Origin of the sequence: Lysinibacillus sp. FSL M8-0337 (assembly GCF_038593855.1) — a bacterium.
GTDB classification, from domain to species: Bacteria; Bacillota; Bacilli; order Bacillales_A; family Planococcaceae; genus Lysinibacillus; species Lysinibacillus sphaericus_D.
In genome coordinates this window covers 2,905,029-2,926,671 of sequence record NZ_CP151996.1, presented here as the reverse complement: position 1 = coordinate 2,926,671, position 21,643 = coordinate 2,905,029, and the positions used below count along the sequence as shown (strand labels likewise).

Annotated in this window: 22 protein-coding genes; 11 read left to right on the top strand and 11 right to left on the bottom strand. The window is 36.5% G+C overall.

Going from position 1 to position 21,643, the window contains the following annotated elements; all coding sequences use genetic code 11:
• Positions 1-78: 78 nt before the first annotated feature.
• Together MKY08_RS14030 and MKY08_RS14025 are read right to left on the bottom strand one after the other, a co-directional pair.
• A complete protein-coding gene (locus MKY08_RS14030; protein WP_025219999.1) occupies positions 79-468 on the bottom strand; it encodes a hypothetical protein in 390 nt (129 codons plus the stop codon).
• Positions 469-740: 272 nt separating this feature from the next.
• On the bottom strand, positions 741-977 hold the full coding sequence (locus MKY08_RS14025) for a Nif11 family protein (protein ID WP_024362974.1): 237 nt from the start codon (positions 975-977) through the stop codon (positions 741-743).
• 108 nt (positions 978-1,085) lie between these two features.
• Between MKY08_RS14025 and MKY08_RS14020 the strand changes: the two genes are divergently transcribed.
• From MKY08_RS14020 to MKY08_RS14010, 3 genes are read left to right on the top strand one after another with little or no spacing between them, the layout of a single operon-like run.
• Positions 1,086-1,832, top strand: coding sequence for an ABC transporter ATP-binding protein (locus MKY08_RS14020; RefSeq protein WP_069509186.1), 747 nt, complete (start codon positions 1,086-1,088; stop codon positions 1,830-1,832).
• Positions 1,833-1,846: 14 nt separating this feature from the next.
• On the top strand, positions 1,847-2,710 hold the full coding sequence (locus MKY08_RS14015) for a metal ABC transporter permease (protein ID WP_069509209.1): 864 nt from the start codon (positions 1,847-1,849) through the stop codon (positions 2,708-2,710).
• Positions 2,707-3,135, top strand: a complete 429-nt coding sequence (locus tag MKY08_RS14010; protein WP_024362971.1) for a Fur family transcriptional regulator — start codon at positions 2,707-2,709, stop codon at positions 3,133-3,135. The genes MKY08_RS14015 and MKY08_RS14010 overlap by 4 nt, the downstream gene beginning before the upstream one ends.
• Before the next feature lie 78 nt (positions 3,136-3,213).
• Here the strand turns inward: MKY08_RS14010 and MKY08_RS14005 are convergent, their stop codons facing one another.
• Together MKY08_RS14005 and serC are read right to left on the bottom strand one after the other, a co-directional pair.
• Positions 3,214-3,543 (bottom strand): hypothetical protein, encoded by a 330-nt coding sequence (locus tag MKY08_RS14005; RefSeq protein ID WP_081327864.1) that lies wholly within the window; start codon positions 3,541-3,543, stop codon positions 3,214-3,216.
• Positions 3,544-3,854: 311 nt separating this feature from the next.
• Entirely contained in the window at positions 3,855-4,943 is a 1,089-nt protein-coding gene (gene serC / locus MKY08_RS14000; protein ID WP_069509183.1) for a 3-phosphoserine/phosphohydroxythreonine transaminase, read from the bottom strand.
• A gap of 241 nt (positions 4,944-5,184) precedes the next feature.
• Between serC and MKY08_RS13995 the strand changes: the two genes are divergently transcribed.
• Positions 5,185-5,721: a hydrolase gene (locus MKY08_RS13995; protein ID WP_069509180.1), complete on the top strand. Its 537-nt coding sequence runs from the start codon at positions 5,185-5,187 to the stop codon at positions 5,719-5,721.
• Positions 5,722-6,106: 385 nt separating this feature from the next.
• Here the strand turns inward: MKY08_RS13995 and MKY08_RS13990 are convergent, their stop codons facing one another.
• Both MKY08_RS13990 and MKY08_RS13985 read right to left on the bottom strand, forming a co-directional pair.
• Complete coding sequence (locus tag MKY08_RS13990; protein WP_069509176.1) at positions 6,107-6,616, bottom strand: PCYCGC motif-containing (lipo)protein; 510 nt, start codon at positions 6,614-6,616, stop codon at positions 6,107-6,109.
• Positions 6,617-6,695: 79 nt separating this feature from the next.
• On the bottom strand, positions 6,696-9,008 hold the full coding sequence (locus MKY08_RS13985) for a YhgE/Pip domain-containing protein (RefSeq protein ID WP_069509173.1): 2,313 nt from the start codon (positions 9,006-9,008) through the stop codon (positions 6,696-6,698).
• A 193-nt stretch (positions 9,009-9,201) separates the two neighbouring features.
• On the opposite strand from MKY08_RS13985, the gene MKY08_RS13980 reads away from it, so the two are divergent.
• The 6 genes from MKY08_RS13980 to MKY08_RS13955 all read left to right on the top strand — a co-directional run bounded on the left by MKY08_RS13980 (position 9,202) and on the right by MKY08_RS13955 (position 15,889).
• Positions 9,202-9,681: a thioredoxin family protein gene (locus tag MKY08_RS13980; protein WP_069509170.1), complete on the top strand. Its 480-nt coding sequence runs from the start codon at positions 9,202-9,204 to the stop codon at positions 9,679-9,681.
• Positions 9,682-9,823: 142 nt separating this feature from the next.
• The gene (locus tag MKY08_RS13975; RefSeq protein ID WP_069509166.1) at positions 9,824-10,525 is read left to right on the top strand and encodes an O-linked GlcNAc transferase; all 702 of its coding nucleotides are present in this window, start codon (positions 9,824-9,826) and stop codon (positions 10,523-10,525) included.
• 213 nt (positions 10,526-10,738) lie between these two features.
• On the top strand, positions 10,739-12,919 hold the full coding sequence (locus tag MKY08_RS13970; RefSeq protein ID WP_069509163.1) for an EAL domain-containing protein: 2,181 nt from the start codon (positions 10,739-10,741) through the stop codon (positions 12,917-12,919).
• Positions 12,920-13,220: 301 nt separating this feature from the next.
• Positions 13,221-14,420 carry a malic enzyme-like NAD(P)-binding protein gene (locus MKY08_RS13965; protein ID WP_069509160.1) on the top strand — a complete coding sequence of 400 codons (1,200 nt, stop codon included), beginning with the start codon at positions 13,221-13,223 and terminating at the stop codon, positions 14,418-14,420.
• A gap of 81 nt (positions 14,421-14,501) precedes the next feature.
• Positions 14,502-15,059: a hypothetical protein gene (locus tag MKY08_RS13960; protein WP_069509158.1), complete on the top strand. Its 558-nt coding sequence runs from the start codon at positions 14,502-14,504 to the stop codon at positions 15,057-15,059.
• Between the two features lie 170 nt (positions 15,060-15,229).
• Positions 15,230-15,889 (top strand): esterase, encoded by a 660-nt coding sequence (locus MKY08_RS13955; protein WP_069509155.1) that lies wholly within the window; start codon positions 15,230-15,232, stop codon positions 15,887-15,889.
• Positions 15,890-15,952: 63 nt separating this feature from the next.
• On the opposite strand, the gene proC is transcribed toward MKY08_RS13955, so the two are convergent.
• Positions 15,953-16,753, bottom strand: a complete 801-nt coding sequence (proC, locus tag MKY08_RS13950) for a pyrroline-5-carboxylate reductase (RefSeq protein WP_069509153.1) — start codon at positions 16,751-16,753, stop codon at positions 15,953-15,955.
• Positions 16,754-17,058: 305 nt separating this feature from the next.
• Between proC and cyoE the strand changes: the two genes are divergently transcribed.
• Entirely contained in the window at positions 17,059-18,009 is a 951-nt protein-coding gene (cyoE, locus tag MKY08_RS13945) for a heme o synthase (protein WP_069509150.1), read from the top strand.
• A gap of 40 nt (positions 18,010-18,049) precedes the next feature.
• Here cyoE and MKY08_RS13940 read toward each other — a convergent pair whose 3' ends face one another.
• The 4 genes from MKY08_RS13940 to MKY08_RS13925 all read right to left on the bottom strand — a co-directional run bounded on the left by MKY08_RS13940 (position 18,050) and on the right by MKY08_RS13925 (position 21,627).
• Positions 18,050-18,784, bottom strand: coding sequence for a metallophosphoesterase (locus MKY08_RS13940; RefSeq protein WP_069509147.1), 735 nt, complete (start codon positions 18,782-18,784; stop codon positions 18,050-18,052).
• Positions 18,785-19,113: 329 nt separating this feature from the next.
• Positions 19,114-19,563, bottom strand: coding sequence for a helix-turn-helix domain-containing protein (locus MKY08_RS13935; RefSeq protein ID WP_069509144.1), 450 nt, complete (start codon positions 19,561-19,563; stop codon positions 19,114-19,116).
• A 184-nt stretch (positions 19,564-19,747) separates the two neighbouring features.
• Positions 19,748-20,152 carry a hypothetical protein gene (locus MKY08_RS13930; RefSeq protein WP_024361300.1) on the bottom strand — a complete coding sequence of 135 codons (405 nt, stop codon included), beginning with the start codon at positions 20,150-20,152 and terminating at the stop codon, positions 19,748-19,750.
• A gap of 146 nt (positions 20,153-20,298) precedes the next feature.
• On the bottom strand, positions 20,299-21,627 hold the full coding sequence (locus MKY08_RS13925; protein ID WP_069509203.1) for a hemolysin family protein: 1,329 nt from the start codon (positions 21,625-21,627) through the stop codon (positions 20,299-20,301).
• Positions 21,628-21,643 lie beyond the last annotated feature (16 nt).

Below are 21,643 nucleotides of genomic sequence, written 5' to 3'. Positions count from 1 at the left end.
TTACTTATTTTTACAAATTTTTCAAAGTGAATAAATTACTTTAGTAGAACTATTATCAATTTACTATTTATTGTTATTTTAAATATCTGGATAAAATCTACCTGCAATGTCTACATTTACGTGTGTAAAAGCGCTATTTTCTGCGACAAGCGTTACGCTGTTGCCAACAGCGCTTTGATCTACTGTAAAGGTACGTGTATCATTGTCACCTACCCTTGTAGCTGTTGGAGAAACTTTCTTCCCACCGGAATCCACAATCCACATATTTGCAGTGTAAGTACTACCAACGATAGAGTTTTCCACCTTTGATTGACTATTCGTATCTTTTGTTCCTGTTGCTAAATTAATATTAATAGAAAAAGGAGGCAGTTTTTTCGCATAGCTGATAGGACTTGTCCCTGCACTTGCTATACCTGCACTAAGCAATAATCCTAAAGCACAAACTGTTGTTGCTAGTCTTTTCTTCATTTAAAATCCAACTCCTTACTTTGTATTTTAAAATGGAAAATAAACCAATGACATCGACAACATCGTAACTAAGAGATTACTTCTTTTCTTATCCATAATTATAAAATTCTCAATATTGAAAATCAATATTTTGTTTCGCAAAGGAAAAAGATTTTCTTAGGTAGGTTTTGTAAGATTGAACTCTTAAATGAGTACGAATTTTTTTGAACAAACTCCCACCTATAGAAGGGAAAAAGCCCGAAAGTCCAAATTGACTTTCGGGCAATACTCCATTATTTAGTAAAAAGTGCAATAAGCTGGCGAGAACGTTTTCGTCCGAGTACTGCTTCCACTTCACTGAGTACATCTTTTGGAATACCTAAAAAGAGCCAAGAAAAAGAGAATTGCTCTAGATAAGGTCGAAGCTTTTTCACTTCAGAAGTGGTAATGTCAAAACCTTCGGCACGGGCAATCGCTACAACTTCTTTATCACTACTTTGAGATAATTGTTGCAAAAATTGAATACTCACAAACAATCCCTCCTTTTAAGTTTTGTTTTCTTTACAAATACTAAACTTTCATTTATACTTACAATTTGTAAATCGTAATGATTTTGAATTAGAAAGAAGCGATCATGCATGAAACAAGCATTAATTGACATTGAAAATGTGTCATTTCAATATGACTATACACAAGTATTAAAAAACATCTCATTTCGTGTGGAAGAAGGAGATTTTTTGGCGCTCCTAGGTCCGAATGGCTCTGGGAAATCAACATTACTTAAAATTATTTTAGGTTTATTAAAACCGATGTCTGGTGAAATCAAATTATTTGGAGAGCCAAGTGCAACATTTAAACATCGTGAATGGATAGGCTATGTTTCTCAAAAATCCAATGCCTTCAACTCTGGTTTTCCTGCAACGGTTCAAGAAGTAGTTATTAGTGGATTATCAAAAAAATTAGGGCTCTTTAAGCGTCCGACGAAGGATGCCAAAAGCAAAGTATACGAAGCATTAAAAGCCGTAGGGATGGACGCCTTTATGAAACGAAATATTGGCGAGTTATCTGGTGGACAACAACAGCGCGTATTTATTGCACGTGCTTTAGTCAGTGAGCCACGATTACTGATTTTAGATGAACCAACAGTCGGCATCGATCACGAGAATGTGCAGTCCTTTTATGATATGCTGGCGAAATTGAATAGGGAACAAGGAATTACGATGATTCTTGTGACACATGATGTTGATACGGTATCAAACCGCATTAGTCATGTTGCTTGCCTTAATCAAACAATTCATTTCCACGGCTACAAAAACGAATTTGATTCTATTTCTCAGGATGCGCTAGACGCTTGGTATGGCCATTCGGTGAGAAAGATTCACTAGAAGGAGAAGGCACAATGATTGAAGCAATTTTTCACTATGAGTTTTTACAAAATGCCTTTTTCTCTGGCTTATTAATTGGCATCATCGCACCACTATTAGGTGTATTTATCGTAGTTCGTAGGCTATCACTTATTGCTGATGCATTATCCCATGTTACACTTGCGGGGATTGCTGGTAGCTTATATGTAAGTCAGTCTGTTGCTGCATTAGCAATGCTCAACCCAATTTACTTAGGTATACTTGCTTCTGTAAGTGGCTCGATATTAATTGAGCGCTTACGCCGATTATATAAGCATTATGAAGAACTTGCCATTCCGATTATCATGTCTGGTGGAATTGGTATTAGCGCAATTTTTATTTCACTTGCCAGTGGCTTTAGCACCGATTTAATGAGCTATTTATTTGGTTCCGTTTCGGCTGTGTCGAGGCAGGATTTATGGGTCGTTATAGGTATTGCGATTGTGGTTATTGTGTTTTTATATTTCTTCTTTAAAGAATTATTTGTGCTATCGTTCGATGAGGAATATGCCAAAGCAAGTGGTTTGCCAGCTCGCTGGGTTCACCTGTTGTTTATGATTGTGACAGCACTTGTAATTGCTGCTAGTATGCGCATCGTAGGTATTTTACTTGTTTCTTCTTTAATGACTTTGCCAGTGGCTGCAGCCATGCGTCTGGCTAAAGGTTTTAAACAAACAATACTCTATGCAATTGTATTTGGCGAGGTAGCAGTGTTCATAGGATTAGTAAGTGCATTTTACTTAGATTTAGCGCCAGGTGGTACGATTGTCGTTACGTCTATTGTTATTTTATTGCTAGTTATTATCGTGAAGAAAATTATGTTAAAGGTATCTGTAAAACAAGGGGAGGAAGCACTGTGAATATTTCAAGAGCGTGGGAAATTTTAAAAGAAAACGGCTATAAAAAAACAGATAAACGTGAGTTAATTTTAAATATGTTTGCGGAAACGGATAAATATTTAACCGCTCGAGATTTATTAGATGTGCTGAAAAAAGATTTTCCAGGTATGAGCTTCGATACGATTTATCGTAATCTTTCAACGTTTGTAAAGCTTGGCATTTTAGAAGAGACTGAGTTGTCTGGTGAACGAAATTTTCGTATGCATTGTGAATCTGAACATCATCACCATCATTTCATTTGTATGGATTGTGGCAATGTAAAAGAGCTGAATGTTTGCCCGATGGAAATGTTAGGTGAGAAGCTTCCAGATTATGAAATTGAAAATCATAAATTTGAAATTTACGGAAAATGCCCAGAATGTAAACATGAAACCCTGTCAAATTAGTTTTGACAGGGTTTTTACTTATATCAAAGGAGTATGTTTAGAAGGAAAGGGTATACTCCATTTAATGAAAGAAGGCTACTATGCTCTTACTATACGGATAGCATCTATTTTTTTGCAATCGATAATAAGTGGTGATGTTGAACCAGCTTCTAGGAAATAAGCACAGCAATTTCGTGCATTGAAGCTCACAAAAGTCAAACGAAGGAAAGTACCTGCTAATAAAACATCAACTACAGCTCCAACTTCTAATTTTCTTAATTGCTCACAGATACAGCTTCTGCAGTTGTTCACTGCTTTGTGGCATTTCTCTTCTTTACATTCATGTTCTTTTTTGTGGCTACATTTGCAAGGTTTATGGCATTTACAAGGAGCCCAGTTCATATGAGTAGCATAACGTCTATCTTCCATTCATATTACCTCCTTTCTCCATCACTTAATGTAAAGCTATTGCCTTACACTAATAATCTATGTTTTGTTGAAGAATGGAGGGTGGTAATATGTCCGATAAACAAAGAAAAAACTATTTTTTTCTTTTAATAAATGTTGTTAAAGTTTATTTTATATGGCAAAGGTGTGATTGTACCGATATGGTTGTCATAGAGATAGAAGTCTATTAGTGGGGAAATAGGAAAGAATGTTATGTTTAAACAGCAGAACATACATTTTAAAAAAAGAAACGACGAATGCTGTTATTTTTACAAGCATTCGTCGTTGTTTCATTATTGGTGTTTTTGTTGGAATGCTACCATGAAATCGCGAAGTGCTTCGCAAGTCTCTAATGGCACAGCATTATATGTTGATGCACGGCAACCACCTACTGAGCGGTGACCATTTAAACCGATAAATCCAGCTGCTTTTGCTTCAGCTAGGAATTGTTTTTCAAGTTCTTCATCAGCGACGCGGAACGTGATGTTCATTAATGAACGGCTTTCTGGCGTTGCGTGACCTTTATAAAAGCCATTGCTATTATCGATTGCATCGTAAATGACTTGTGCTTTTGCTTCATTAAGTTTAGCAACAGCTTCGACGCCACCTTTAGCTTCCACCCATTTCAATACTTCACCTAACATGTAGATACCGAATGTTGGTGGTGTATTATATAATGAGTTACCGTCCGCATGTGTTGTATATTTAAGCATTGTTGGAATTTCTTTATTTGCTTTTTCTAGTAAATCCTTGCGAATAATAACGACTGTTACACCAGAAGGACCAAGGTTTTTTTGCGCACCAGCATAGATGATGCCAAATTTACTTACGTCTACAGGTTTAGATAGGATGTCACTTGACATATCTGCTACTAAAGGAACATTACCTGTTTCAGGGAATTCTTTCCATTGAGTACCGTAAATTGTATTGTTAGAAGTAATGTGCACATATGCATCGTCTTCATTAAATTGAATATCTGATAATGCTGGGATATTACGATAATTATTTTCCTTTGTGCTTGCTGCTTCAACAGGTGTACCGAATAATTTAGCTTCTTTGAATGCTTTTTCTGACCATGAACCAGATAATACATAGCTTGCTTTTTTATCGGCTTGGAGGAAGTTCATCGGTACCATTGTGAATTGAAGGCTTGCCCCACCTTGTAAAAATAATACTTCATAGTTTTCTGGAATAGCATAAAGTTTTTTTAATAGAGCAATTGCCTCGTTATGTACTTCGTCGAAAATTGCACTACGGTGACTCATTTCCATAATCGACATACCTGAATTACGGAAGTTTACTAATTGTTGTTGAGCGTTTTCTAATACTTCTAGGGGTAGTGCAGAAGGACCTGCGTTAAAATTGTATGCTCGTTGTGTCAAAATGGTACACTCCTTGTTTTGTTTAATAAAAGCACCTTTATTGGATTATAACTTAATTTTCAAGAGAAAAAACAAAATTCTCAATTTTTTATTTATGTACGATGAAAACGAGCATTTTAGTGTCAGGCACGCACACAATTCGCACACAATTTGTTTTATGTATTGCATATTGATGAAAAATTACATAGAGAAAAAAATTTCGGTATACTGAAAGGTAAGAAATAGTGAAAGGGGTGTATGTATGTTTACAGTAGAACAAGCAAGTCTGATTGTTGTGGATGTCCAAGGCAAATTAGCAACGATTGTAGAAGATAGTGAAACAGTCATTCAAAATGTAGCAAAACTAGTACAAGCGATGGAGGCTTTGGATGTCCCTGTGTTATGGCTTGAACAAAATCCAAGTCGTTTAGGTGGAACTGCATTAGAAATAGCGCAACATCTTCAGGGGGCCCCGATGGCCAAAATGGCTTTTAGTGCTTGTCAAGAGCAAGCTTTTATCGATGCAGTTAAAGCAAGTGGTCGTAACCAATTTATCGTGACAGGTATTGAAGCGCATATTTGCGTTTATCAAACAGCAAGACAACTGAAAGAACAGGGCTTTGAAGTGGAAGTAGTTGTGGATGCGGTGTCCTCTCGCACAAAAGCCAATAAGGAAATTGGGCTAGATAAAATGAAGGCACTAGGTATATTGCCAACGAGCACAGAAATGATTTTATATGAGCTTTTACAAAGAGCGGATCATCCACATTTTAAAACGGTGTTACAACTCGTTAAATAACGATTTGATTGCCAGTACACCTTTAAAAGTAAATGCATAGCAGACAAAGACCACAGCAAAAAAAGAGGCTGGGGCATAACTAAAATATTTAAGGAGCAGAGGAAAGGTATTCATAAATTTTTGCTATATGGAGAACTTAGCTAATTTAGCTATTCTGCTTTTGCAATAAATAAAATTTAGAAGGGTTCACTAGTTGTTGGTAGCGGAGGCGGTGGCTCTAGCTCAGAACGCACACAGCGTAAGACGCTGGCATTCCGCGTTAGCGAGGGTTACGGCTTACTGTGCTGAGCGGAAAGCACCGCCGAAGCGGACAACAAAGGCACAGCAAAAAAGTGTTAGATTGATGGGTTGTCAATCTAACACTTTTCCTTTTTGTGTCAGCATCTTATGCAGGCATTTCCGTTGGAGTTGGTTTTGCATAACCATTTTTGTATGTTTCATCAATTGTTTGGCGGATTTCTTTTAGAGTCATGCCATCTTTATGCATTTTTGCTGATTGTAGTGCGATTTCCAAACAAACAGCGCAACGTGTGCCATGATCATCCCATACAATTGTTCCATCTTGCCTTTTTTCTTGGATAAAGCAGTTTAAATTACTTTTATGTCCAACAGATTCTCCACAGCCACAGTAGCATGGCATCCATTCTAAAATTTCGGTTGATTGTCCAGCTATTTGGTAGACTAAGCGAATATTTTCAGATTGGCTATCTAAAAATGTCGGCAGGACATCAGCACTTGCTGTCTCTTCCTGAATATCTCCTGTCACATGAGCATGTCCATCATGTGATGCTTCATTTTGAGTATCTTTTGGCTGTTCTTCAGTCGCTTGTTTGTCAGTCCCGCAAGCACTTAACACGAGCAATAACAACGTAAAAATGGATATTAGCTTTTTCAAAAAAACGCCTCCTACATGTTTACAATATTTCCATTATAACATTGGTCGCGTCAATATTTATAGCAAGGGTGGTCACAAATTAGTGAAAAATATCTAATCCGCGTGTTTTGTTCATTAAAAGTTCCATTTTTTCGCCTAGCAATTTTTTTAAGAACAAGCCAAACAACAGAAAAACTAGCCAGAAGCTTAGTAAGAATGCAAGGTCTATCCATATTTTGGACCAAATGATGCCACCAACTGCTTCACGCATCATGCCGATTGCATAAGTAAACGGTAAAAATGGATTAATTACTTGGAAAAACTTCGGTAACAATTCAACGGGATAGGTACCGCCAGAACCAGCAATTTGTAAGACCAACATCACAATGGCTAATGCCTTTCCTACATTTCCAAATACGGATACTAGCGTGTAGACCACTGTAATAAAAACAAAACTAATGATCAAACCAAAAAGAATAAAGTAAAGAGGCGCACGAATGGAGACGTCTAATAGTAAAACATCACCAATTGTAATAATCAATGTTTGTATAATGGATATAGTTGCAAAAGTCATTAATCGCCCAAAATAAATTTCACGAATGCTATATTGTGGGTTGTCGTGAATATTCACTGCAAGAAGAGAAATAAGCAACAAACAACCGACCCAAATAGATAAAACGGTATAAAATGGTGTCATGGCTGTTCCGTAATTTGCAATTGGGAATATTCTATGTTCTGCTAGTTTGACTGGTTCTTCAAAAAAATCTCGCTCTGCTTCAACATCATTTTTTAACAATTGAACGATTTCAGAGATATCGGTTTCGTTTTCTAATGTCCGTAGCTTATTAGCAAGGTCAATAATTTTAGTACTTAGCGTAGGGAAGTCAGATTGAATAGTAGCTATAGCCTGATTGGCTGTAACTAACGTATTTTTTGCATTGCTTAACCGTTGTTTTGCCTGTGGAATGGAGCTTTGCACCTTCGTTAGCATAGTAGATGCATTTGTTAATGTATCCTTTGCAGCATTCAAGGTTGTATGAATTTGTGGTTCCAGTTTATCTGAATAGTAATTAAGAAACTGATTTAAATGATTTGCAGCATCTTGAGCCATTTTTTGAACTGCGGCAATATCTTTTTTCACTGTTTGCTCGTCGATATTATTGAATTGTTGTACTTTATTTGAGACATCCGTTACGAGCGAACTTAGTTGACGTAATGTAGAGAGCACATTAATCATAGAGTCACTAGCAATAGGATTTGCTTGTAACTTTCCTTGTATGGACTCCAATTGCTGAATAATACCTTTATTATCTAATAGAGCGATAACATCGTTCGATTGCTCCTGTTGAAGCGATGAAATCACCGTTTCGAGCGAGTTTTCCAGTTGTTTACGAGAGGAGGCATCTGCCTGTGTTAACTTCTGTAAAGCTTCCAACGTTTGAATACTACTATTTACCTTATCTTGTGAAGATGTTAACTGCTTTTGCAGTTCGTCTTTAGATTTTGCTAAGGTAGCTGTATCTGTCCGGATAGTTTGCAATTGCTCTAAAAGCTGTGAGAACTGTTGAGCAATTGTTTGTACGCTTTCTAAATCTTCTTTTACAATGGGTGAAAGCTGCGAGAACAGCGTATCTGCCTCATTTATCAGCTGTAAACCATTTTGGATAGTTGTAAGACCGCTAGCTGTTATTTTTTCTATCTCGGGTATTTCACTGATAGTGGTGTCCAATAATTTTTCAGCATCTTTTCCACCTTGTGCGGTTTGAGCTAAAAATGATTCAATATCTGGAAGATGCTGTTCAATTGTGAAAATATAATGTTCGAATTTTTTGAAATCTGGAATATCGTGTTCGATTTCAATGCCTATGGTATTAAACATAGAAAAAAGTGTGCCATTGACTGTTGAGATAAATTCACTCGAAACTTGTTGGGTAATAACACTGGCGCCTTTACCTGTAATTTTGGGAGCAATAGGATTAATTTTTTCATTTACATAATAATCAATATGCGCTTTTGTAGGTTGATCGGTCAAAATAGATGTGAGCTTTTTGGAAAAATCGTTAGGAACGATAAGTACTGCAAAATAATCACCATTGTTTAATGAATCGAGTGCTTCTTGCCTTGGGGGAAAATACCACGAAAAGCTATTGTTTACTTGTAAATTGCTCATTAATTCCTTTCCAATGTTTAAATTTTCACCTTTAATCGTAGTGCCATCATCTTCATTGACAACGGCAATTTTCATATTTGCCGTGTGCGCGTATGGATCCATCGAAGCATAGATATTCAACCATGCATACAAAGAAGGTAAAAAAATGAGCCCACCAACAATGACAGCAACTACCCAGTTTGATACTATATTTAAGATATCACTTTTATAAATTCGAAAAACATGTTGGAAAGTAGGTTTCATAGTAAATTTCACTCCAAATTCATTTTGAGCATTATAGTAAGTAGGTTTCCATAAATACACTAAATTATGTTTGAATTGTGCGAAAACTTACTATGAAAGACGAATTAGTTTACTAGGTTCTAAAAACACTTTATAATCAATTCCAAATACACTAAAAGTAGGACATTTTTTATGTGAAATCGGAGGAGTTTAATTGAAAAAGCTACTAATTATTGGTTCGGTTATTGTTGTTTTGTTTGCAGCGATTATTGTACTTACAAATGTATCGAACAAAAACAAACTGGCAAGTGCGAATAATCCATACGGTGACAAAAATCTAAAACAAGAAACAATTGACCAATTAGATGATGAAAATTACCAAAATATTATGTTGCCTGATGAGCTAGAAAAGAAGATTAAAGCTGGGGAAGATGTCAATGCGTATTTCTTTAGTCCAGTTTGTGTCCACTGTCAAGCATTCACACCCGTATTAATGCCGATTGCAGATGATTTAGGCGTAAATATTGCCCAATTAAACGTATATGAATATGAAAATTTATGGAACAAGTATAATCTCGAAGCAACGCCAACTTTTATTCGTTTTGAAGATGGCAAAGAAACTGCACGTTTTGTAGGGGCATTAGCTGAAGAAGATTTACGAGCTTTCTTAGATAAAGAAGTATTAAAAAAATAACGCACAGAAGAGACTGAACCAATGGGACAGTCTCTTTTTTGTTCGAATAGATAGCAAATGAAATGGAGGGTGCTTTACAGAGTGAAGTATGTATAATATATACTATATAGAATGAGGTGTATGAAAACTGGAGGAAGAATGGATGACAATGGAAGAATATTTTTATAATGGAGAGCTGATGAAATGTTATAAGGCTGCTTTGCAAGTTGCAGATGGGCCTGATAAGGAGTTAGCTACTAAATATATTACCTTGTTGGATGAGTACGATGTTGCTACATTGCCGAAGCCAACACTTTTCGTGGAAACACAGCATAGTGAACGGGCGAATGAAAGTTATCCGGAATCAGATGATGTTTTAGAAATACGTGCTATAAAAGATGAAGCGGCATTTGCGAAGCGAGTGAAAGCGCTAGAGGAAATGGCTAAATCGGGTTCAGCTAATGAAAAGGCACAATCATTTTTTACGCAGGGCGAGCTGTTTTTATTTGCCCATCATTACAATGAGAGCGTCCATTGCTTCAAGCAGGCAGTGAAAGCAAATCCTAATAAGGCTTTGTATTGGGGCATAACAGGTCAGACGATGCATCGTTTTGGTTGGATGCCTTTTGATGCACTTGCTTATTTAGAGCAAGCGATTGACTTAGATCCGACAAATGCTCGCTGGAAATGGAATAAAGCCCTTGTATTAATTCAGCTTGCAAAAGATTTACAGATGGCACCATTTATAGCTAATGCATCGATTGCATTAGAGGAAGCCATTGCTTCTTGCGGTGAGCATCAACGATCGCTTAAAGATGCGATCCAAAATACCATTGATAATATGGATAGTTATGTATTTTCATAATATGAACATTTAAGACTGAAGATAAACTCGTTAATTGTGGGGATATTTTCAGTCTTCTTCCTTTTTTCAACAGTTGAAACATTTTATCCATTTTTCTTTGATTGAATTTTAGGTATATCATGGTAATCTATTAGTAGAATCATCTCAAAATTATTTATACATAATGAATTTTATAAAGTAGCGGTTATCAGCCAAGTGAAAGTAGGGATCATCGTGTGGGAATTAAATAAACATTTTTCTTTATTTAGGAAAGGGATACTATTCATATTTTTCTCTAGCGTATTATTGATGATCATTGGTTTTTGGAGTGATGAATTTTACGGGATTTTTGGAAAGAGCAATTATGTTTCGATTCATTTGCTAATAGAAATTTTGATCATTGTTGTGACGATGACGATTGCCATCCAATCATGGTTAACAACACCTTATATTCTATCTAATAGAACTCTATACATAGGTGCGTTATTTTTAACGTATAGCTTAATTGAAATTGCACATGCACTTTCTTATAAGGGGATGCCACATTTTATTATGGAGAGTACCCCCTATGCTGCAACATGGTTTTATATTATTGGAAGGCTAGTGTTATCATGTGGTATCTTGCTCATATTTTTTATTAAGGAAAAAGCCATTCTTAATAAAACTTATCGATGGTTCATTTATAGTACACCATTTGTTGTCATTGTTGGATTATTCATGCTTATATATATACCGACTACTCCTGTTCTTCCACCACTTGTTGTTGAAGGGGTCGGTCCAACGCCTTTAAAAAATTCGTTGCAGTATGTTGCAATGGCATGCCATTTTCTTATCATGTACTTATTAATAAAAAAATTCAAGGTAGCACCCAACATTATTTTCTTGTTGGTAGGTAGTGCAAGTTATTTAATCATTAGCGATTTTCTTTTTACTACTTATCGTGACGTTTACGATATTAAAAATTTTATTGGACATATTTTTCAATTGTGTTCTTTTTATCTGCTTTTTAAAGCAATTTATTTTTCGTCCATTGAAAAACCGTTTCAGGATTTAATAGAAATGCAGAAACATTTAGAGAAATCTAGAGAGAAGATGCACTATATGGCTTATCACAACGAGGTGACAAACTTACCAAATGAACGATTTTTAATGGAGACATTACATAAGAATTTATATAAATGTAATGTTAAGAAGGCTATTTTAGCTATAGAGATTGAGCGCATTTCAGCTATTAAAGCGTCACTAGGTAGTTCATATGCAGATAAATTAATTAGTCAAGTTGCTCAGAGACTAAAGGATATTTTACCTGACCAGTATTTACTAAGTATGCTTCGAGAAGATTATTTTATCGTATTTATTGATGATGCAAATCATACACAACGAATAATGGATCTTTGTAAACAATTGCAAATGGCAATGGCGAAATCCTTCCAAATACAACATATTTCTTTAAATGGGCATTTGAATATTGGCATTTCTTTATTCCCGACTGATGCCTACAAGGAAGAAGAGCTTGTCAGGTTTGCTGTGTATGCGATGCAGGAGGCGAGAAAAGTACCTTCACGCATCGTATTTTATGAAACTTCCATGTCTAGCGATATTACAGAGAAAATTATTTTAGAAAATGATTTACGTCATGCTTTAGAAAATCGTGAGTTGTTTGTGGAATATCAACCGCAAATAGATTTGCAGACGGGGCATATATTATCGGTTGAAGCACTAGTCCGTTGGCAGCACCCAAGTAAGGGCATGATTTCACCAGGTTTGTTTATTCCAATTGCCGAAGAGTCCGGTATCATTATTCCGATTGGACAATGGGTATTAGAAACGGCGTGTAGACAAGTGAAGCAGTGGGAACAAGCAGGCTTACCACCTATCAAAGTAGCGGTTAATCTTTCTTTAGGCCAATTATTTCAGCAAGATCTAGTGGAGATGATTCAATCTGTACTTAAAGAAACTGATTTAGACCCAAAATATTTACAATTAGAAATAACGGAAAGTATGACCATTAATATCGATCATATAACGATGATTTTACATCAATTAAAAGCGCTTGGCGTGACAATTGCTGTTGATGATTTTGGAACTGGTTATTCATCGCTATCCTATTTAAAAGATTTTCCAATTGATTGTTTGAAAATTGATCGCTCTTTTGTCCAAAAAATTCAAAGCGATCCTACTGATAAAGCATTAGTTGATATGATATTATCAATGGCTAAACATTTACGTTTGAAAGTAGTGGCAGAAGGAATTGAGGAAGTAGCACAGCTCAATTATTTAGTAGCAGGGCATTGTGAAACGGTACAAGGTTTTTTATTTAGTAAGCCATTGCATCCGACATACTTACAAGATAACTATCAAGTACTTCAAGATAATGCACAAACGATTTTAGAAGCGTTACATACCCGATGCTGAAAATGTAAAACATCCTTGTTTCGAAATGAAACAAGGGTGTTTTTTGTATGAATCACTTATTTTTGGATAGTATTAAAATGAAAACGATTTCACTTATTTAAAATATTCTAAGAATATTAACAATTTAAAAAGTTTTATATAGGATTGCGCTTGACGGCGTTGACTTTAGTTGGATGAAGTAATATAATTTTCAAAATATAACAAGATTAATTATTTAGAATAGTATTACAATAATAATTTTTTTGTTGAGCATGAATGGAAAAAATAAATGACATGTAGATAGAAGATAGGAGTTTAGACAATGGATATTATGCAAAAGGCAAAAGAGATGCACAAAGAAGCACAAGGGAAAATGGAGATTGTAGCCAAGGTACCTGTGCAGGATACATATGATTTAAGTTTAGCTTATTCACCTGGCGTTGCGCAGCCTTGTATTGAAATCGAAAACAATCCACAAGCAGTGTACGATTATACAATTAAAGGAAATCTTGTTGGCATTGTGACAGATGGGACAGCCGTTCTAGGTTTGGGTGATATCGGCCCAGAAGCGGCATTACCAGTGATGGAGGGAAAGGCGATTTTGCTAAAACGTTTTGCCAATGTGGATGCATTTCCTATTTGTCTCGCAACAAAAGATGTGGATGAAATCGTACGCACAGTTAAGGCGATTGCTCCAACATTTGGTGGTATTAATTTAGAGGATATTTCCGCTCCGCGCTGCTTTGAAATCGAAGATCGTCTTCGACAGGAGTGTAATATACCCGTATTTCATGATGACCAGCATGGTACGGCGATTGTTGTTGGGGCTGGCTTAATGAATGCGATTAAAATTGTCAACAAGAAACCAGAAGATATGAAGGTCGTGATAAACGGTGCGGGGGCAGCCGGCATTGCTATATTACGCTTATTACTTCAAATGGGTTATAGAAACGTCGTGATGTGTGATACGAAGGGGATAATTTATGACGGTCGTAAGGAAGGGATGAATAGCATCAAAGACCAGATTGCAAAAATTTCAAACCCATTAAAATTAGTTGGGACATTAGAAGATGCGATTGCTGGTAGTGATGTTTTTGTCGGTGTATCCGTTGCAAATTTATTAACGAAAGAGCATATCGAATCAATGAACGAAAATCCAATAGTATTTGCGCTAGCTAATCCAAATCCAGAAATCACATATGATAATGCCCGTGATTGGGGTGTCCGCGTTATGGGCACTGGACGTTCAGATTATCCGAATCAAGTAAATAATATGCTTGCTTTTCCTGGTATTTTTAGGGGTGCATTAGATGTCCGCGCTACAGATATAAATGAGGCGATGAAGCTAGCGGCGGTAGAAGCCATTGCTTCGTTAGTATCAGCAGAAGACTTATCAGAAGAATTCATTATTCCAAAGTCGATGGATGAGCGTGTAGCGGACGTTGTCGCGAAAGCTGTCGGCAGTGCTGCTATTGACTCAGGCGTATCGGTGTTATTCCAGCAACCACATCAACATGCTTAAACGTTGTCCGTTTCTTTCTATTTAACAATCATGGTATGATAGAGGTGTAATGATTTGTTGAGATAAGGACGGGTTTCGATCATGGCACAGGAAGTAGCGAATAAATTTATTGAAAATGTATGTTATCATTTAGTACGTAATATGAATATGGAAAAGGTTGAGCAACACTTTAATCAGACGATTGCTATGCAACGTCAATCGGCTAGTTCGGAAACAGATTTTTGGGATAGGCTGATGGTGAATATGCTGTATTTTACTGACAATGAGCAAGTTTGGGAAAATCAGCTTATCAATATGCTAGAACAGAAACAATGGGTAAAACCAGAAGTGCTTGAAGAGGAATTGCTTATGCATCAAATGCGAATTCGTCAGCAAGTAGCTGAACGAATGGAGATGGCAAAAGAATTGTTCCATCAACAGTATGACGCTGAAGGCCTTACAGAGGAAGCCATTATTTATGACTATGCCTATAGTGCTGCTGGGCATTCGATGCGAATGGATTTGCTCTCGGTTCTTGTATCAACACCTGCACAATCGAAAGTGCTATTTGACGCTGATCCACAAGAAACACTTCGCATCATTAACGGATATATAGCCTATCATATAGACGGGCTTATTTCGAAAACAAATTTAACATAAAGTTTGGAGGCATGGAATTAGAGAAAGTTCTTTAATTCCATGCCTTTGTAGTGTCAGGCAAACAAACAATTTTCAAACAATTAGGGTAAGATTCCAAAATCAACATCTGTGCAGTATAATTGGGCAATATGTTAAAATAGTTTTGATTTTACTTGAAAGGAATTATCGCAATGAATACACCATTCACTTTTAAACATACACAACCAGCAAATATGGACCCTACTAAAAAATATCCAGCGATTTTTTTATTGCATGGAATGGGTAGCAATGAGGATGATTTACCGCAATTGGTACAAGATTTTCAAGACCAATGTCATATCATTAGCTTGAGAGGTCCTATCGCACAAAAGCCGGGTTTTGCCTTTTTTACGATACAGGAAGTGGGAAAGCCAGACCGTGCTATTTTTGATAAAGTGTTAATTGCGCTGCAACGATTTATTTTAGAAGCAATTGAAGAATTTCAAATTGATCCGCATAAAGTATTTGTCCTTGGCTTTAGCCAAGGGGCTGTTCTCACACAGTCTCTAGCTTTTGTTATGGGCAATTTAATTACAGGCATTGTAGCATTAAGCGGATATACGCCAAAATTTGTTACAGAGGAATATGCGATTCGCACGGTCAATCATTTACATGCTTTTATTTCTCATGGTGATTATGATTATGTGATTCCTTCGCAATGGGGTATGGAAAGCAAAGAACTGTTTGAGCAATTTGGCGCGACTGTTACATTCAAGCAATATCCAGATGGACATGGTGTTACACCAGAAAATTGGCGAGATTTAGGCATGTTTTTAGCGCAACAACTACAAGAACAAGATCATATGCAGTAACGCCAAGAAATAGATAAAAGGCATCGGGAATTCAACTTCTCGATGCCTTTTGTTTGTGAATATTTATTTAGAGAGACTGCGGTCTTTATCTGTTACAGCTGCAACAGCATCATGGATTGTCGTTTCGAAATGATTGCTTTGAAGGGAAGATACGCCTTGAATGGTTGTTCCACCTGGAGAGCAGACTTGATCGACCAGCGCCCATGGATGCTCTTTTGATTGTAAAATCATTTTCGCACTGCCGAGTACGGCATTTGCAGCAATGTCGAGTGCCATGTTTTTCGGCATGCCTTCACGCACAGCAGCGCGCGCTAATGCATCGATATACATATAGGTGAATGCTGGTGAAGCCCCACCAATTGTTGTAAAGATGGAGAATAAGTGTTCAGGTACTTCAATTATCGTGCCAATTGTTTCAAATAACATGGTGATAAGACGAAGTTGTGTCTCTGTTACTTGCTCATTTGCTGTATAGCAACTTGTTGATGCACCAATTAGGGCATTGATATTCGGCATTACGCGAATAATAGGCGTGGACTCGGAAAGATAGCCATGGAAGTAATTGAGGTTTTTTCCCGCAGCAATGGATACGATCATATGCTTTTCTTGTAGATGTTTTTTAACCTCAGGTAAAACATCAGGCAACATTTGGGGTTTCACACCTAAAATAATAACATCACATTTTGTCATAAGTTCCTCGATGGAAGTTGTTGCTTGTATACCATAAGAGGTTGCGAGTTTTGTTGTTTTTGATTTTGTACGATTATAGCCATATATATAAGAGGAATCAAAATCTCCGCTATTGCACATCCCTTTAATAATGGCTGTGGTCATATTACCTAGACCAATAAATCCGTATTTCACGTGTTAGACACTCCTTCGTTTAGATAGAACATACCCATTAGTATAGTGCAGATTGTTTTTCTTGAATAGTATTATGCAGGAAAGAAGGCAATTAGGTTCAAATTCATGCAAGTCGGTGGTATCATAGAAGAAGTTGTGAATTGACATTATACCTTCTATTGATAAAATCATGTACTTTATGTGAACTTTGAGACATAGCGATCCTAAAAGGGGTAAAATAATAATTTGATATGTTTAATGCAAAAAATGTCTCATTCTATCGAAGGACGTAAGTAGAAATTATAAGAGAAAAGGAATTAAGAGGAATGGAACAAAATCTAAAAACGGACCAAAATCCACAAACTGTAGAAAAAACAATAGAGAAACATTCGCGCTCTAATGTTTTAGCTCAAACAGTTAAAACAGGTATCATAAAATCCAATTTAATTCCTATGTGGGCTGGCTTGTCGCTAGGGATGTATAAAAATAAAATGACATTATTGGACAATATACCAGAAATCATTTTCGCAACAATTGGTTCGGCACTTGTTATCGGTGCGGCAGGAGCTTTTAATAATGTGTATGACCGTGATATAGATGCCATTATGCCACGTACGAAAAATCGTCCGACTGTAACAGGTGAGATGTCAGCAAAATCAACGATGATATTAGCGATTACTATGCTTATTGTTGGAGTAGCTGTACTAGCATTAGCCTCACCATTAGCTGCATTATTTGGATTCTTAGGTGTATTTTTATATGTTGTACCGTATACAATGTGGACAAAACGACGCACTATTTATAATACCGAAATTGGTAGTATATCAGGTGCAGTACCACCTTTAATTGGTTGGGCGGCTGTATCTACTGATATTACACATCCTGCTTTAATGGGGCTCTTTTGTGTGATGGTAATATGGCAAATGCCACACTTTTATGCGATTGCGATTCGTAAGCATGCGGATTATGAAGCAGCTAACGTTCCGATGCTTCCTGTAATAAAAGGGATGCGCCGTACGTATTACCAAACAAATTTTTATTTAATCCTGTTAATACTATCAAGCTTTTTATTTGGTTCATTAAGTATTGGTATTATGCTTGTCGCACTTATATTAAGTGTTGCCTGGCTTGTAATGAGTATTTACGGTTATCACAGCAACACGGATCAAGTGAAGTGGGCGACGAAAATGTTTGTTTTCTCGCTTTTCCATATGACAATTCTCTTCTCAACAGTTATTATTTATTCCCTAGCTGGGGTCATTTTTAAATTATATTAAATAGCTTATTTAGATGAATCATGATTGAAAAGCCAACAAGTTATTCTAAGCTTGTTGGCTTTTCTTTTGCAACAGATGTTATTTGTCGAGTTGGCCATTCGAGCGCATGAAGCTGCCCTCCAAAAACAGCACCTCCATCAATACCAATAATATTATTATCACCGAAATAAACACTGTAGTTTGTTGGATCTTGATGCAATTTATAGGTTGGCGTATGCCCGAAAATTACAGTTTTCTCACCATCGTAGCCGGTATGAAACTCCTCTCGAATCCATAAAAATTGTAAAGGATCTGTGTCCGCTAAGGCTTTACCAGGTACAACGCCACCATGAACAAAAATAGCATCTTCCAACTCTATATACATTTCAAACGTCTCAATAAGCTGTAAATGTTCTTCAAGCTTTGGCAATGTTTGAATAAAGCTAGGTAATGTGTTTTGCGCAATGGCATCTTCAAAATCTTCTGGCTGATAGCCGTAGCTTGCAAGTGTTGCATCCCCGCCACAAAGTGAAATCCAATGATGCCATGCTTTTGGAATACCAGAACGACAAGCTTTGAGCATAATAGCCTCGTGATTTCCTAGTAGTACACGTGCCCCCGTTGCTTGTAGTTCCTCAATTATATTTAAAACACCACAAGATGCAGGACCCCGATCAATATAATCCCCTAATAAAAGTAATTTATCTTGTGTGGCATCGAACTTCAATTTTAATAATAATTTTTCCAGAAGTTCTAATTCTCCGTGTATATCACTAATTGCTAGTATACGTGTCATAAAAAAGCATCCTTTCCAGTATAACAGGCGTTACTAATTATTATAGAGAAGAATGTTACAAAATTCGACTTTTCGCGTTTATTGATGATTTCACAGGTATGGAAGAAATATTTTAAGAGAAGTGTTGTACGACATAGTAACTTTTCGCGATTGTCGTGTGATTCTATCTTATGTCACAATGGTTGAGAGCTATTATTCGTTTGTCCATAGATTTCGAATAGTGGGGAGGGATGTAGTCAATGTGCTAGTGGATGATGCAATATAATTCGGAATATTAGGTGATTTGAATATAAACCTTTTTTGGAGGTCTATATTCAAATCAGTAAATATTAATCCTTAAGGTTGTTCCATTCTTTCTGGGCAATTGTTTCGTCAAAGGTTGACAGCAGGCGATAGTTGTCGGTATCTAAAATGCGATAATGTTGACTAATGACGTTTTGTTGTAAACGATAGCCTTGCCATTCATTTAGGTTTTTCCACCATATGTATCCGCCCATCGTTTTTTCCTTTGGCGGTAATGTGCCGTTATTGGCGATTAAGTCAACCACCTCAAGTGGATCACCACCTAGCTCATGCTGCAATATGGAACTTTCACGACATAAAGCACATACGGCAACGGCAGTTGTCCATCCGGTTTTAATACGACCTTTTTCAATTTGCACGAGTGTTTTTTTGGAAAGCCCAAGAAGATCGCTCATTTGATCTTGCGTTAATGCTTTTTCTGTTCGAATTAATTTTAGTTTTTCTGAAACGAGTAAAATGAGTTGTTCACGATTCATTTAAACACCCTTTCTTTCAGGTTGTTACGCTCCATTATACATGAAAAAAGTAGAAGAAGGTGTGCAAGCGATGATTTTGGAGATAGAGTTAAAGGGGGAACTTGGACAGAGCTAAAGAAATAGACTGCTCAAAGAAAAAAGCTTACTCATTGAGCAGTCTGTTAATTGTGGAACAGGCCATTACTTAATATTCATATTTTTTTGTGTCCGAAATAACACGGAAATGGATTCCTTTGATTTGGGCACTTACTTTATGTCGAAGTGTATCAAGATATACTAGCTCGTCTCCATCGTTTACACACTCAGCAATTTCCTGTAAAAGTTTAGTGAATGCCTCTTTGAATAATGAGCGCATATTATCAAAGTCAAGACTTCTAAAGCTACCGTCGATATCGAACGCCTCTACAGAATTTAACTGCTTGGAAGCACCAGCAAAGCGGTCATCGTATACTGTGTAGTTTTCATCTGTTACAACGATAATATATAATACTTCTCCTGTAATTGTTTTTAACTCAATATTTGTTTTGTGTTTTTTTACATCGGTAATAATATGGATACCGTCTGAATGATAAAGTTTAAAAAGTTTCATAACAATGCCCCCTGATCATAAAATCATATACAGATTTATTATATCGAAATATGGCTAATAATGGAATGAGGAAAAAGTATTTAGATAACTTTGTATAGCCCTAAAGTTGTGAAAGCTATATCATCTTAGCCTTTCGTTTACTTTTATTAGCCTTCTGTAGGAACGGGTGCAACTTTATGAAGAGGACGCACTTCGATATAGTGAAGCTGATGACCCTGTTGTTCATAAATGCTAAATACATATTGCGCTAGCTCGATGTTTTTAATCGCTTTGAGCCCATTGTTTACTGTTAAGAACCAACCACCAAGTGTTTCTACTTCTTCGTTATCAAGGGATACTTGCAATAAATTTTCTACATCTTCTACAAGCATTTTTGCATTCAAAATATAATGATTGTCACCAATCTTCCGAATTTCTGCAACTTCATCATCGTCAAATTCATCACGAATTTCGCCAACGATTTCTTCTAAAATGTCTTCCACCGTTACAAGCCCAGAGGTACCACCATATTCATCCATTAAAATCGCCATATGAATGCGTTCTTTTTGCATTCGAACTAGTAATTGTTGAATAGGGGTTGTTTCAATTACTCGAATTACAGGGTTAATAAAGTTTTCGAGCACTAAAGAATCATCAGTTATTTGCTCTAATAAGCCATGTGTAAATAACTCTTTTGCATTAATAAAGCCTAAAATATTATCACGGTCACCATCATACACAGGGTAGCGAGTATATTTCTCGGATGCGATAAAGTGAATAATGTTAGTGAAGGTTTCGTTAATTTCAATACCCGCAATTTCTGTTCGGGGGATCATAATTTCGCGAGCGATCCGTTCGTCAAATTCGAAAACATTATTCACGAACTTCAACTCGGTTTTATTGATTTCACCATTTTTAAAACTTTCAGATAACAAGGAACGCAATTCTTCCTCTGTATGTGAAATTTCATGTTCATTCGCCGGTTTCATGCCGAAGAAACCTAAAAGGATACGCGCCGATCCGTTTAAAAACCAGATGAATGGATACATCAATTTATAGAAAGCGATAATCGGTTTAGCGAAAAGCAATGAGATTGTTTCCGTCTTTTGAATAGCTGCCGTTTTTGGTGCTAATTCACCGACAACGACATGTAGAAAAGTAGCGATAGCGAAAGCAGAACCGATTGTGAAAATAGGGATAAATTTATCCGAAATGCCGATTATTTCAAAGAATGGATGCAACATAAATTCAAAGGTTTTTTCACCAACCATCCCGATACCAAGTGCTGTTATTGTTATACCAAGCTGACAGGCAGATAAGTATTCATCTAAATGGTTGACAACGTGTTTCGCAGGTATTGCTTTTTTATTGCCCTCTGCAATTAACTGATCAAGTCTAGAGGAACGCATTTTAACAATCGCAAATTCCGTTGCCACGAAAAAGGCGGTTAAAGCTAATAAAATAGTGAAAATCGATAAATTTAATATGGTCTCCAAATAGTCGTTCTGCAAA

Excerpts from the sequence above, each read along its gene's own strand:
- MKY08_RS14030 (WP_025219999.1), bottom strand. The coding sequence starts at position 468 with ATGAAGAAAAGACTAGCAACAACAGTTTGTGCTTTAGGATTATTGCTT.
- MKY08_RS14020 (WP_069509186.1), top strand. The coding sequence starts at position 1,086 with ATGAAACAAGCATTAATTGACATTGAAAATGTGTCATTTCAATATGAC.
- MKY08_RS14015 (WP_069509209.1), top strand. The coding sequence starts at position 1,847 with ATGATTGAAGCAATTTTTCACTATGAGTTTTTACAAAATGCCTTTTTC.
- MKY08_RS14005 (WP_081327864.1), bottom strand. The coding sequence starts at position 3,543 with ATGGAAGATAGACGTTATGCTACTCATATGAACTGGGCTCCTTGTAAA.
- MKY08_RS13995 (WP_069509180.1), top strand. The coding sequence starts at position 5,185 with ATGTTTACAGTAGAACAAGCAAGTCTGATTGTTGTGGATGTCCAAGGC.
- MKY08_RS13985 (WP_069509173.1), bottom strand. The coding sequence starts at position 9,008 with ATGAAACCTACTTTCCAACATGTTTTTCGAATTTATAAAAGTGATATC.
- MKY08_RS13975 (WP_069509166.1), top strand. The coding sequence starts at position 9,824 with ATGACAATGGAAGAATATTTTTATAATGGAGAGCTGATGAAATGTTAT.
- MKY08_RS13965 (WP_069509160.1), top strand. The coding sequence starts at position 13,221 with ATGGATATTATGCAAAAGGCAAAAGAGATGCACAAAGAAGCACAAGGG.
- MKY08_RS13960 (WP_069509158.1), top strand. The coding sequence starts at position 14,502 with ATGGCACAGGAAGTAGCGAATAAATTTATTGAAAATGTATGTTATCAT.
- MKY08_RS13955 (WP_069509155.1), top strand. The coding sequence starts at position 15,230 with ATGAATACACCATTCACTTTTAAACATACACAACCAGCAAATATGGAC.
- cyoE (WP_069509150.1), top strand. The coding sequence starts at position 17,059 with ATGGAACAAAATCTAAAAACGGACCAAAATCCACAAACTGTAGAAAAA.
- MKY08_RS13940 (WP_069509147.1), bottom strand. The coding sequence starts at position 18,784 with ATGACACGTATACTAGCAATTAGTGATATACACGGAGAATTAGAACTT.
- MKY08_RS13935 (WP_069509144.1), bottom strand. The coding sequence starts at position 19,563 with ATGAATCGTGAACAACTCATTTTACTCGTTTCAGAAAAACTAAAATTA.
- MKY08_RS13930 (WP_024361300.1), bottom strand. The coding sequence starts at position 20,152 with ATGAAACTTTTTAAACTTTATCATTCAGACGGTATCCATATTATTACC.